Raw genomic sequence first — 12,136 nt, 5'->3', positions numbered from 1 at the left:
ATCAGTAGCGCGAGTATGGCGTGACCGTGGTCGGCCACAGCGAGACCGGACCGGTCTGCGGCTTGAAGTGATAACGCAGATAGACCAGCGCCGCGTTCGGCGTGTAGTAGGCGGAACGGTCGATGTCGATGCGGCCACCGAGCGTCCAGTGCGGCGTCAGGCGATACTCGGCCACCGCGCGCAGCGCATGCCCCATGCCGCCACCCTTGCTGCCCGGATGCCGGGCGCTGTCGTAATAGGCCGGATACGGGCTGCCGGCCGCCACCGCCTGCGCCTGCAGCGCCGGATCGTTCGGATAGAGATCGGCATCATCCTCGCGCGTATCCGAATACGAGACGCTGGCGCGCAGCATGTACGACAGCCGTTCGGTGCGGCCATTGATCTGCAACGGAATCGACAGTCCCGTGCTGCGCTGCGGGCTGTAATAGCCGCCGTGGCCGTAGGTATAGAAGCCCTGGTTGTTGCCGTACTGCAGATGGCTCAGGGTCAGGCCGGCATTGACGATCAGCCTGTCGGTCCGGTACAGGTCGCGATCGACGCCCGCGCGCAGCGCCAGCCGGTCGTTGTCCCTGGTATTGCGCCCGCGCAGCAGACCGTAGGCGGCGCTCGCGAACAGATAATTGTCGTTGACCTTGGTGGACGCGCGCGCCGTCACAGCGTTGTCGGTCACGCCGCCCCAGGTACGGCCGCTCAGCGGATCGACCGCACCCGCATACGACAGCAGGCTCGACACCTGCGGCCGCCGCGCGAAGCCCAGCGCGTAGTCGATGTCGCCCACGCGCCATTCCTTCTGCACGCCGCCGACCACATTCGTCACAGGAAAGCCGAAGCCGATCACGCCAATGTCGTAGCGCAAACGGTCCTTCTCGTAGCCGACGCCGACCGACGTGCCGGATACGCGCTGCGGCACGTCGCCCGGCAGGTCCGTGCCACCGAGCTGCACGGTGCCGAACAGCGAGGCGTCGTAACGCGCCGCCGGCAGGTTGCCGGCATCGAGCTCAACGCGGTCGGCATGGACGAAGGCATGGCCATCGTAGCCGACCGGCACCCACGCCACCAGCGGCACCTCGCGGCCATGGAAGGTGGACGTTCCATCGGACGAGGACTTCGACAGGAAATCGAAACCAGCCTCGATGCGCGGCTGTCGCCGTTCCTCGATGGCGGCGATCTCCTCGCGCGCACGGTCGCGTTCCGGATTGCCGCTCGCGGTCAGCACCGGCAGGCTGTCGCCGGCCGCCGGCACCGCCGCGCCCGCCATCGGCGTCAACAGACGATTCCATGGCCGCTCCTGGCCCGACGACACGGCCTCGGTCTGCCGCGGCGCCTGCGGCGGCAGCAGGTCGCGCGCCACTTCCGGCGCGACCTGCGTCGTCAGGTGCGCGGTCGAGGACATCGCCTCGCTGCGCTTCAGATACTGCATCGCCTGGCGGTAATCGCCGAGGCCGCGCGCGGCGCGTCCCTGCAGGAACAGGATGTCCGGATTGTTCTGCGCCTGTGCCGACAGCGCCGCCAGCATCTGCTGCGCGCCGCTGTAATCCTCGATGCGGATCATGAGGCGCGCGATCTCGATGCGTGACGAGAGATCGTCGGCGCGCGTCATCGTGAGCAGTTCGGCGGTTTCGCGGCGCGCCGCCGCATGGTCGCCGGCCTCGTGATAGGCAACTGCCAGCGCGCTGCGGCTTTCGGCATCGGAGCTTTGGCGCCGCACCAATCCCTGCAACAGCGGGATCGCCTGCTCCGGCTTGCGCACGATCAGCCACTGCCGCGCCAGCGTGCGCCGCGACGGATCGCCCTGCTCGCCGGCGGCACGCGCCGCCACCATGCGACGCGCCTCTTCCAGCCTGCCACTGTCCACCAGGCGCACCAGGTCGCGGTCCTGCAGCGCGCTGCGGATTTCATGCAGGCGCACCGCATTGCCAGCCAGCAGATCGCCCGGCGGTTGCTGCGCCACGGCGTCGGTCAGTGCCGGCAGCCAGGCCGCCAGTTCGGCGTCGCGCTGCGCGCGGTTCAGCAGCGAGGCGAAATACAGCTGGTCGTCAACCGCACTGTCCGGTTCCAGCCGCGCACGCATCAGCGACAGGCCGCGCTCGGGCTGGTCCAGCGAGAACCATGCCTCCACCACCTGACGCGTGGCGGACATGCTGTCGGCACGGGTGGCGATGTATTCGGCGTCACCCATGATGCGGCGTGCCTGGTCCGCGTCGCCGGCGGCCAGCCGTTGGCGCGCCGATTCGATCGCCAGGTTCAGCGCCGCGCGCACTTCGGCGCTGCGCATGCCTTCGCTGCGGTCGCGCTCGGAGATGCGCGACAGGTCGTCCAGCGCGCGCGCATTCTCGCCGAGGCTGATGAAGTTGAGCGCGCGCGCATAGCGCATTTCCGGGTCGGCCGGCAGGCGCGCCACACCATCGTCCATCACCTGCCGCGCCAGCTGCGGCAGGTCGAGCGAGGCATACAGCCGCGCCAGCGTGAAGCGGTGCCAGGCATTGTCCGGCTGCAGCACGACGGCCGCCTCCAGCGCCTGGATCGCGCTGCCGGGGCGGCCGGCGGCGAGTTCGGCATCGGCCTCCTCGCGCAGCAGGTCGGCATGCACGCCGGCGTACTTCATGTCTTCCTTCGGATGGCGGCGCGCGAAATCGGCCAGCAAGGCGTACGCTTCCTCGCGCCGTTCGGTGCGCGACAGCACGCTGACGAGACCGCGCATTGCGCGGCCGTTGTCGCCCTCGCGCCGCAACGCGTCGCGGAACAGCCGTTCGGCATCGGCCGGATCGCCGGCCGCCAGCCGCACGTTGCCTAGCAGCGCCAGACCGTCGGGACTGCCCGGCTGCAGCGCCAGCGCATTGCGCACCATGGCCTCGGCCTCGAGCAGGCGTTCGGCTTCGAGATAGGCGTCGGCCTCGGCCAGGTATTGCCAGAAGCGTGCGGTGCCCGCCAGGCTGTTCCAGCGGCTGCTGCCGCCGGCCGCGCGCGCGGCGCGCACGAAATAGTCCTCGGCCTCGGCGTGGCGGCCGCGCCGCAGGTTCAGCAGGCCCAGCCCGCCCAGCACTTCGTCGTCGTTAGGACGCGCGCGCAGCAACTGCTGCAGCTGGCGCTCGGCGGCATCAAAGCGGCCGTGGTTGAGCGCATCCAGCGCCTGCGCGCGCGCCACGATGTAGGGATCGGCGGCCTGCCTGTCGAGCACGATTTCCGAACCGCCGCCGGCTTCCACGCTCGCCTCCTGCGCCGCGTTCTTCTCCACCGCGGCGATCTGCGTGACCATGGACTGATCGTCCGGGAAGGTCTTCAGATAGCGCCGGATTGCGTCCACCGTCGCTGCATCGTTGGGCAGGCGGTAGAGATTGTGGCGCCACGACTCCTGCAGCCGGCGCGTGTTGACGCTGCGCGACTCCGCCAGTTCCTCGTAGCCGCGGATGGCGGCGTGGCGCGTGTCGTAATCGTCGGCGAGGATGTTCAGTTCGCCGAGCCGGTAGCGCACGTCGCCGGTCTCGTGATAGAGCCTGGCCAGCGCGGCACGTGCCTGTGCCGCGTTGCGCGGCGCGCTGCCGATGATGCTGTAGTACTCGAGCGCCGCCTCGCCGCGCGGCGGCCCGTTCGGATAGAGCTGGCGCAGCAGTTTTTCGGCCTCCTCGATCTGGCCGGCGCGCGCCAGCAGGCGCATGCGCGCGAGCTTTTCCTTGTCGTAGGTCGCCACGCGATAGCTGGTGCGCAGCTCGGCCAGTTGCCGGCTGCCCGGCGCGACGCGCTCGAGCCGCTGCAGCAGCTGCAGCGCGACGTTGTTGCGCCCGGTGCGCAGTTCGACCATGCCGAGCATGAGGATGGCATCGGCATAATCGGGCCGGATCAGCAGCGCCTTCTGCAGGAAGTCGCGCGCGATGTCGGGGCGGTCCTTGCCATCCCACAGGCGCGCCGCCTGCAGCAGGTTGCGCAGGTTCTCTTCCTGCGAGACAGGCGCGTTGGCCAGCGCCGGCGGCAGCGCGATCGGTACCAGCAGCGGCAACATCAGAGCCAGCATCAGAGAAGACGCCTTCATCGGCATTCCCTCCAGGCCGGCAGCAAACGGCCGCCGGCATCGAAACGATAGCGACGTTCCATCCAGCCCTGCCCGAACAGGCCGAGCACCTGATCGTAATAGGCATCGGCAGCGATCGGCTGTGCCTGCACGCGTTGCAGCTGTTCGCGTACCGCGCGCTCGGCGCCCGAAGCCGCAAGGAATGGCAGCATCGCCGCCGAAAAGCCGGAAGAACCGGCGCGCGCCGCAACGCCGGTGGCGATGTCGATGGATTCGGGCGGCACGCCTTCGCGTTCGATGTAGGCGCGCATCGGCGCCAGATGCGTCAGCAGCGCCGCGCGGTCCGCGCCGTCCTCGGCCAGCATGCCTGCCCACAGATAGACGCGAATCGCGTTATAGGCGCCCTCGCCTTTTTCCGTGCCGCCGCCGTCGGGCAGGAAGCCCTTGTCGGCCGCATACAGAATCCAGTCGGGCACGTAGCCTTGCGGCGATGATTCGTAAATCACGCGGCGCGCGCTGTGCAGCAGTTGCTCCCAGCGCGGGTCGCTGTTGTTGTCGCTGAACCATTGCATGAGCTGCAGCGGCAGGTAGCTCGGATTGAGGCGCCACAATCCCGGCATGGGCACAAAGCCCTGCGGTCCCGGCAGCAGCGTCGGCCCCAGCCCCGGCAGGTCGGCGGTTTCGGCTTCCAGGATGCGGTTCGCCAGCAAGGCGGACATTGCAATGTAACGACGCTGGCGCCAGAGCCGGCCGGCCTCGCCCAGCGCGTAGGCGATCCACAGGTCGGAATCGGAAGCCGAATTGCCGTCGATCACGCCCCAGCCGCCGTCCGGCTTCCTGCCCCACAGCCAGGCCGGCAGTCGTGCGGTCAGGTCGCCGTCGGCCAGATTGTTCTCGGTCCATTCGAGGATGCGCGCAAACGCGGCGCGGTCGTTGGCAACCAGCGCGAAGAACAGTGCATAGGATTGTCCTTCCGAGGTCGTCCCCTGCGTGTCGAGGCTGGGATCGATGACGCGTCCATCCTTGCTCAGCAGCCGCCGCTTGAAACTCTCCCACGCGGGCCAGCCGCCGCCGCAAACAGCCGGCGTGACCAGTGTCTGCGGTACATGCTGCAATACACGCTGCGGCGCACCCAGCGCAAGCAGCGGCATGCCGGCCAGCGCAAGCAAGGCGCTGCGTCGCGACAGGTCGGGACGCTTCAATCCGCTGCCCTTCACTTCAGACGGCGCGCAGCCAGTTGTCGCAATGCGCGGAATGCCAGCAGCGACACCAGAATGGCGACCACGATGCCGATCAGCGCCACCAGGATCGGATGGCTGGTGAAGTAGAACCAGATCCAGCGCCACCACGGCAGGCGGCCGACGTAGTACGGATCGTCGCTGGTACGGAAACTCTGCACCTCGGCGCCGCTGATCAGCGCCAGATCGCCGCGCACGTTGCGCGCCTTGCCCGGATCCTCGATCGCATTGAGCGCGCCCGACAGCAAATCGGCGCTGGTAGCGGTCAATGCCACCACGCTGCGGCCGTTCGACAGCGGCGACTCGAAACCGAGGATGGCCGCCAGCGGACCGTCGCCGCGCAGCGTCGATGCCGCGCCGTGGATTTCAGGCGGCTTGCGGTTGAAGCCCAGCCAGTCATAGACCTGATCCAGCACGCCGCCGAGCGGCTTGAAGCTGCGCTGGGCGGCATCGATCAGCGCCGGCATCGCCTTGCCCCATTTGTCGAGCGCCTCGGCCTTGCCGCTGCCGGCGATCATCAGCACGTCGGTGTTGCCGGTCTTGTCGATGTCGCGCATCGCGGCTAGCTTGAAATACGTGGCCGGCGCACCGGTCGATGCGCCGAAGCGGCCCAGCACGCCGAACATGGTGGACAGCTCGCTCGCGTTCTGCTGATCCGGGATCACCACCGTGGTTTCGGCCAGATCGGCGAACTTGGTGAACGGAAAACCGCTGTTGGCGAAGAAGGCCAGGTTGGGCATCGCCGCGTAATGGTCGAAGCGCGAAAGGTCGATGGTCGAATCGGGATCGATCTCGGCGCGGCTTTCGCTGATGTTGCCCGAGCCGCAGCGGCCGGTTTCGGCCGGCGGCATCTCGAACTTGAAGAACAGCCGGTTGTCGCTGCCGATGCGGAACGCCGGGATGTTGATGTCGGTGCGCGAAACGGTCAGGTCGTCGCGCAGCACCGGCAACTGCAGACGGCTGCTGCTGTCGGCCCGGCGTCCGGTGCCGAGTTCGAAGGAATCCACGTACTCGTCGTTGATCTCGACGTTGAGGCGCGCGTTCTGCCCTTCGGTCACCGGCGTGTGCCGGTACTTGAGGTTGATCAGCACGCCTTTGGTATCCCAGCCGAACAGGTCGGCCGGCATGCGCGCGTTGACGCTGATGCCGCCCAGCGAGATGCCACGGTTCTGCAACTCGAACGGGTTGGCGACCAGTTCGCCAAAGCGCACCGGCCGGCCGACCGGCAACCAGCGCGGCGCGTCATAGGCAGCGCGGCGCTTCGGATACTTGAGATCGGTGACCGTGATCGTGTCGCCCGTCATGCCCGACTGGCCGAAGGCCAGCGCGTCGGCCGCCTTCTGCAGATCGGCCGCATCGCGCCCGAGTACCAGCAACAGCTTCTGGCCCGGCCGGTTCGGATGCGGAATCACGGAAATGGTCGGCGCATCCACCTTGGGCAGGTCGGCCAGGAATACCGGCCGCTCGGCATTGGTCAGGAACACGATCGCGTGCTTGGTCGGCAGACTGTTCAAGAAGGTCGGGAAGCGCGCGCCACGATAATCGGCCTGCGCGCCGAACCACGAGGCCAGCACGCCGGCCGCACGCAGCGTCGCCAGGTCCGGCTGTGCGCCGAACACGAAAGGTAGGTTCAACTGGCTGTTGTCGCGCGGGTCGAAAAACGGGACCGGAAAGGTGGCAAGATCGTCACGCAGCGGCAGCGACTGGTAGTCGATGTCGAGCGAACTCTGATTGCTGATGTTGGCCCACAGGCTCGAGTGGAACGCCGCTTCGCACTCCATCGTGTAATGACCGATGAGCTGAAAGCGCAGGCGGTTGTAATCGGTCATGTAGCGCGGATCGAGATCGAGCGCAATGCGCTGTGGCGCCAGCACGTTCTCGCGCGTGACCGGAATGATCTGCACGACTTCGTCGTTGAGGAAGACCTTGATGTGCGACAGTCCCGGCAGCAGTGCCGGCGACAGTGTGTAATTCAGGTTGAGCCGCGCGCGCGTGACGATCTCGTCGAGCCGCACGGAGAATCCGATCTCTCCCGCGCCCTCCACACCACGCAGTTCCATCGGCCGCCCCAGTCCCAGACTCTGCAGCGTCACGCTGGCCTTGCGCACGGGCGCATTGGCCGAAGGAGTCATGCTCTGCAGTGCATCTCTTTCTTCAGGCGGCTGCTGGGCCGCCACGTCAATGGCGATGCAATACGACAGTGCGATGAAGAACAGAAGAAAGGAAAGACGAGACGTAAATGTCGGCATCGGCAACGAGGAAAGGTTGAACGAGGTCGGCGCTCTGCAGATGATGGAAGACCATGTTTCCACACGCCTACAGGCACTACGCGCACATGAAAGGCAATGACGCGACGCCAGATTGTAGCGGCATCTCTTTCACGCAAAGTCATGATTCAGACATATTTTTCATGACAAAATTCCCTGACCGAAATATTTACGCACCGTGTGGATTTTGCATGCGCAAAAATACGTGCCCACGCGCAAGAAGTCCTGCGCGCTTCGTTGCCTCAGGGAACCGAAAGAAGAATCTGCGTGCGTATGGAAATTCAGATCACGCGTGAATAGCGCCGCAGTGGCGCCGCTGCCTCGTCGGTCTTGGCCGATGTACGAAGGTAGCGATCAAACACCATGCAGATGTTCCTGATGAGCAATCTGCCCTTGGGCGTGACGGTGATCCATTCGTCGTCCATCACCAGCAAGCCGTTCTGCTCGAGTTCGCGCAGCGCATCGAGTTCGGTCGCGAAATACTCGGCGAACGTCACCGGATAAGCCAGCTCGATCGCGGCGATCGACAACTCGAAGTGGCACATCAGCATCTGGATCACGATGCGCCGCAGCAGATCGTCCATGCCAAGCTGCAGGCCGCGCACGATCGGCAGCTCGTTGCGATCCAGTCTTTCGTAGTAATCGTCGAGGGTCTTGGCATTCTGCGTATAGATCGCGCCCACCGCGCCGATGGCCGATACACCGCAGGCGATCAGATCGGCTTCCGCATGCGTCGAATAGCCCTGGAAGTTGCGGTGCAGCCGGCCCTGCCGCTGCGCGATTGCCAGATCGTCGCTCGGCTTGGCGAAATGATCCATGCCGATGTAAACATAGCCGGCTGCCGTCAGCCGCTGGATGCACAGCGCCAGCATCGCCAGCTTGACATCGCCAATCGGCAGATCGGCCTCGTCGATCCGTCGCTGCGGCTTGAACAGATGCGGCAGATGGGCGTAGTTGTAGATCGCAATACGATCGGGGTCGGCTGAGATCACCTTGTCCAGCGTGGTCTGCATGGTCGCCAGGTTCTGCTTGGGCAGGCCGTAGATCAGATCGACGCTCACGGAACGGAACCGTGCCTCGCGCGCGGCGGCGATGATGGCGCGCGTTTCCTCCTCGGGCTGGATGCGGTTGACCGCCTTCTGCACCTGCGGGTCGAAATCCTGTACGCCGAGACTGATGCGATTGAATCCCTGTCGCCGCAAGTTCAGCACACGTTCGCGCGTGACCGTGCGCGGATCGACTTCGATCGAGTATTCGCCTTCCGCATCCGGCGCAAAGCGAAAACGACGATGCAGATGCGCCATCAGGTCGCCCATCTGCTCGTCGCTCAGATAGGTGGGCGTACCGCCGCCGAAATGCAGCTGTTCGACGCGGTTGACATCGGCCAGCAGCCGGCTGTGCATGTCGATTTCGCGCTTGAGATAACTGAGATAGGTGGCCGCTTTGCTGCGGTCGCGCGTGACGATCTTGTTGCAGCCGCAGTAGTAGCAGATCGATTCGCAGAATGGAATATGGATGTAGAGCGACAGCGGCGGTACATTGCCGCGCACCGCCGCGCCGTTGACCGCCTGCAGATAATCGCGCGACGAAAACCCCGGATCGAAACGATCGGCCGTCGGATAGGAGGTGTAGCGCGGGCCCGGCCGGTCCAGACGCCGTATCAGCGCCGTGTCGAATTCGATGCCCGTTCCGTCCGCCGTTGCCGCCTTGAAAACTGTCATACCACCTGCTCCGCCATGCGGCGCCGCCGGAATGCCGCGCCATGCATGCAGTGTAGGTTGCACATGTGCGGGACGATTGATTTACATCAAAAACGCGCGACTCGACCTGTCTCGCCTCACCGATGCATATCAGGCAACGACCGCATGCCATGCGTCATGAAGCCCCAAATGCACGGGCGCGTCGGCGGCGCTACAATGCCCGATTGCAGAATCATTTCCGGAGTTCGCTTGCAATCCATCATCTCGGTCCGGCAACTGACCAAGCAGTATGCGTCCGGCTATCGGGCGCTCAAGGACATCGATCTCGATATCCGGCGCGGCGAAATCTTCGCCCTGCTCGGCCCCAACGGCGCCGGCAAGAGCACGCTGATCAACATCATCTGCGGCATCGTCAATCCGAGCAGCGGCACTGTGCTGGCCGACGGCCACGACATCATCGCCGACTACCGCGCCGCGCGCGCCAAGATCGGGCTGGTGCCGCAGGAGCTGTCAACCGACGCCTTCGAGACCGTCTGGGCCACCGTCAACTTCAGCCGCGGCATCTTCGGCAAGCCGAAGGATCACGCGCACGTGGAAAAAGTGCTGCGCGCGCTGTCGCTGTGGGACAAGAAGGACAGCAAGATCTTCGCGCTGTCCGGCGGCATGAAGCGGCGCGTGATGATCGCCAAGGCGCTGTCGCACGAGCCGCAGATCCTGTTTCTCGACGAGCCGACCGCCGGCGTCGATGTCGAACTGCGGCGCGACATGTGGGAAATGGTGCGCGGCCTGCGCGAAAGCGGCGTGACCATCATCCTGACCACGCACTACATCGAGGAAGCCGAGGAAATGGCCGACCGCATTGGCGTGATCCGCAAGGGCGAGATCATCCTGGTCGAGGAAAAGCATGCGCTGATGGCCAAGCTCGGCAAGAAGCAGCTGCGCCTGCAGCTGCGGCAACCGCTGGCGGCGATTCCGGCCGCGCTCGCCTCGCCGCAGCTCGAACTGTCGGCCGACGGCAGCGAGCTCGTCTATACCTTCGACGCGCAGGCCGAGCAGACCGGGATTGCCGACCTGCTGCGCCGCCTGGGCGAATACGGGATCGATTTCACCGACCTGCAGTCGAGCCAGAGTTCGCTCGAGGAAATCTTCGTCAACCTGGTCCACGCCGACTCCTGAAAGCGCCGTCATGAATCTCTATGCTGTCCGTGCCATTTACCATTTCGAAATGTCGCGCACCTGGCGCACGCTGATGCAGAGCATCGCCTCGCCGGTCATTTCCACCTCGCTCTACTTCGTCGTGTTCGGCGCCGCCATCGGCTCGCGCATGGCCGAGATCGATGGCGTCAGCTATGGCGCCTTCATCGTGCCCGGCCTGATCATGATGACGCTGATGACGCAGAGCATCTCGAACGCCTCGTTCGGCATCTTCATGCCCAAGTACGCGGGCACCATCTATGAAATCCTGTCGGCACCGATCTCGCATGCGGAGATCGTCATGGGCTATGTCGGCGCGGCCGCCACCAAGTCGATGATCCTGGGACTGCTGATCCTGGTCACGTCGGAGTTCTTCGTCACCTTCGAGATCCTGCATCCGCTGTGGATGATCTTCTTCCTGCTGCTGACCTCGGTCACCTTCAGCCTGTTCGGCTTCATCATCGGCATCTGGGCCACCGGCTTCGAAAAACTGCAGATCATCCCGCTGCTGGTCATCACGCCGCTCGCCTTCCTCGGCGGCAGCTTCTATTCGATCTCCATGCTGCCGGACATCTGGCAGAAGATCGCGCTGATCAACCCGGTGGTCTATCTGATCAGCGGCTTCCGCTGGAGCTTCTTCGGCGTGGCTGACGTCAGCGTCGGCGTCAGCATCGGCATGACGCTGTTCTTCCTCGCGGTCTGCCTTGGCGTGACGGCGCTGATCTTCCGCACCGGCTACCGCCTCAAACACTGATTGCCGAGGGAAAAAGACGGGTTTTATTGACCTTGCGCAAATTTTCACGCAAGCTGTCCGCGCATGATGATAACGGCCGCCGCCATACGCGGCCGACATCGGTTTCTTCCCCTCTTTCAGGAAAGTCCACAATGAAAAAAAGCCTCCTGTTCGCCCTTGCCCTGCTGCCGGTTTCCGCTTTCGCCCAGCAGGTTGACCCCTGCCTGTCGAAAGAAAATGCGCAGGAAATGAGCGCCTGTGCCGAAGCGCGCTACCGCGAGTCGGAAGAAAAGCTGGCGCAGACGCACGCCGCGCTGCTCAAGCAGATTCCATCCAAGGACGAGGACGGCATTCCGTACAAGGCCGTCAAGAGGCAGATGGACAAGGCGCAAAGCGCCTGGGAAAACTTCGTTGACGCCGACTGCAAGGCCATCGCGATCTACAACCGCGGCTCGGCGCTGCGCGGCATCGAGTACTTCTCCTGCATGCGTGTGCATACCGACCAGCGCATCCACGACCTGAGCCGCTTCGTGCGCGCGCCCAAGTCCTGATCGCTGCGATGACGGCCTAGCGCCGTTCCAGATTGGCGCGCATGCTGCCGTACGGATCGTCGATCACGTATCGCCACGATCCGTCGGCCTGGCGCCGCAGCACTTCCAGCGTATCCACGCTGCCCCGCTTTTCCTTCCCTTCCTTGTCGGTCCAGGCCAGATCGGCCTTCATGCGGTTGGTCGCGAGCTGACCGTCGGCACTGACGGTGGCCGTGATGAAGTCGATCGTGAAGGTCGGCTTGAGCGCGATCAGGCCCAGATTGTCCTGGCGAATCGCCTCCGCGCCCTGCATCGCGCGTCCCGATTTGCTGAACAGGATGGCATCCGGCTCGTAGAGCGCGACGATGGTCTCGATGTCGCCGACCTCGATCGCGGTGACCAGGATGCGGCTTGCATCGTCGGGCTGCATGGCGGTACGGCTGTTCGGTTTTTTGTCGGCGGGCATGC

General features: G+C 65.1%; 8 protein-coding genes. 3 read left to right on the top strand and 5 right to left on the bottom strand.

Features of this window, described 5'->3' with window-relative positions:
* Window position 1: 1 nt before the first annotated feature.
* The 4 genes from IEV38_RS04155 to hemN all read right to left on the bottom strand — a co-directional run bounded on the left by IEV38_RS04155 (window position 2) and on the right by hemN (window position 9,232).
* On the bottom strand, window positions 2–4,027 hold the full coding sequence (locus IEV38_RS04155) for a cellulose synthase subunit BcsC-related outer membrane protein (protein ID WP_188394921.1): 4,026 nt from the start codon (window positions 4,025–4,027) through the stop codon (window positions 2–4).
* Window positions 4,024–5,208, bottom strand: coding sequence for a cellulose synthase complex periplasmic endoglucanase BcsZ (gene bcsZ, locus IEV38_RS04150; protein ID WP_229728644.1), 1,185 nt, complete (start codon window positions 5,206–5,208; stop codon window positions 4,024–4,026). Before bcsZ ends, IEV38_RS04155 begins: the two co-directional genes overlap by 4 nt.
* A gap of 11 nt (window positions 5,209–5,219) precedes the next feature.
* Window positions 5,220–7,376: a cellulose biosynthesis cyclic di-GMP-binding regulatory protein BcsB gene (bcsB, locus tag IEV38_RS04145; RefSeq protein ID WP_188394920.1), complete on the bottom strand. Its 2,157-nt coding sequence runs from the start codon at window positions 7,374–7,376 to the stop codon at window positions 5,220–5,222.
* Between the two features lie 416 nt (window positions 7,377–7,792).
* Window positions 7,793–9,232, bottom strand: coding sequence for an oxygen-independent coproporphyrinogen III oxidase (gene hemN / locus IEV38_RS04140; protein WP_188394919.1), 1,440 nt, complete (start codon window positions 9,230–9,232; stop codon window positions 7,793–7,795).
* A 228-nt stretch (window positions 9,233–9,460) separates the two neighbouring features.
* Between hemN and IEV38_RS04135 the strand changes: the two genes are divergently transcribed.
* The 3 genes from IEV38_RS04135 (at window position 9,461) to IEV38_RS04125 (ending at window position 11,689) form a co-directional block, all read left to right on the top strand.
* Window positions 9,461–10,387, top strand: a complete 927-nt coding sequence (locus tag IEV38_RS04135; protein WP_229728640.1) for an ABC transporter ATP-binding protein — start codon at window positions 9,461–9,463, stop codon at window positions 10,385–10,387.
* Window positions 10,388–10,397: 10 nt separating this feature from the next.
* Entirely contained in the window at window positions 10,398–11,159 is a 762-nt protein-coding gene (locus IEV38_RS04130) for an ABC transporter permease (RefSeq protein WP_188394918.1), read from the top strand.
* 131 nt (window positions 11,160–11,290) lie between these two features.
* Entirely contained in the window at window positions 11,291–11,689 is a 399-nt protein-coding gene (locus IEV38_RS04125; RefSeq protein WP_188394917.1) for a lysozyme inhibitor LprI family protein, read from the top strand.
* Window positions 11,690–11,705: 16 nt separating this feature from the next.
* Here IEV38_RS04125 and IEV38_RS04120 read toward each other — a convergent pair whose 3' ends face one another.
* Complete coding sequence (locus IEV38_RS04120) at window positions 11,706–12,134, bottom strand: YybH family protein (RefSeq protein ID WP_188394916.1); 429 nt, start codon at window positions 12,132–12,134, stop codon at window positions 11,706–11,708.
* Window positions 12,135–12,136: the final 2 nt, after the last annotated feature.

Source organism: Oxalicibacterium flavum, from assembly GCF_014635065.1.
Taxonomy (GTDB): Bacteria; Pseudomonadota; Gammaproteobacteria; order Burkholderiales; family Burkholderiaceae_D; genus Oxalicibacterium; species Oxalicibacterium flavum.
This window is presented reverse-complemented; position numbering and strand designations above follow the sequence as displayed.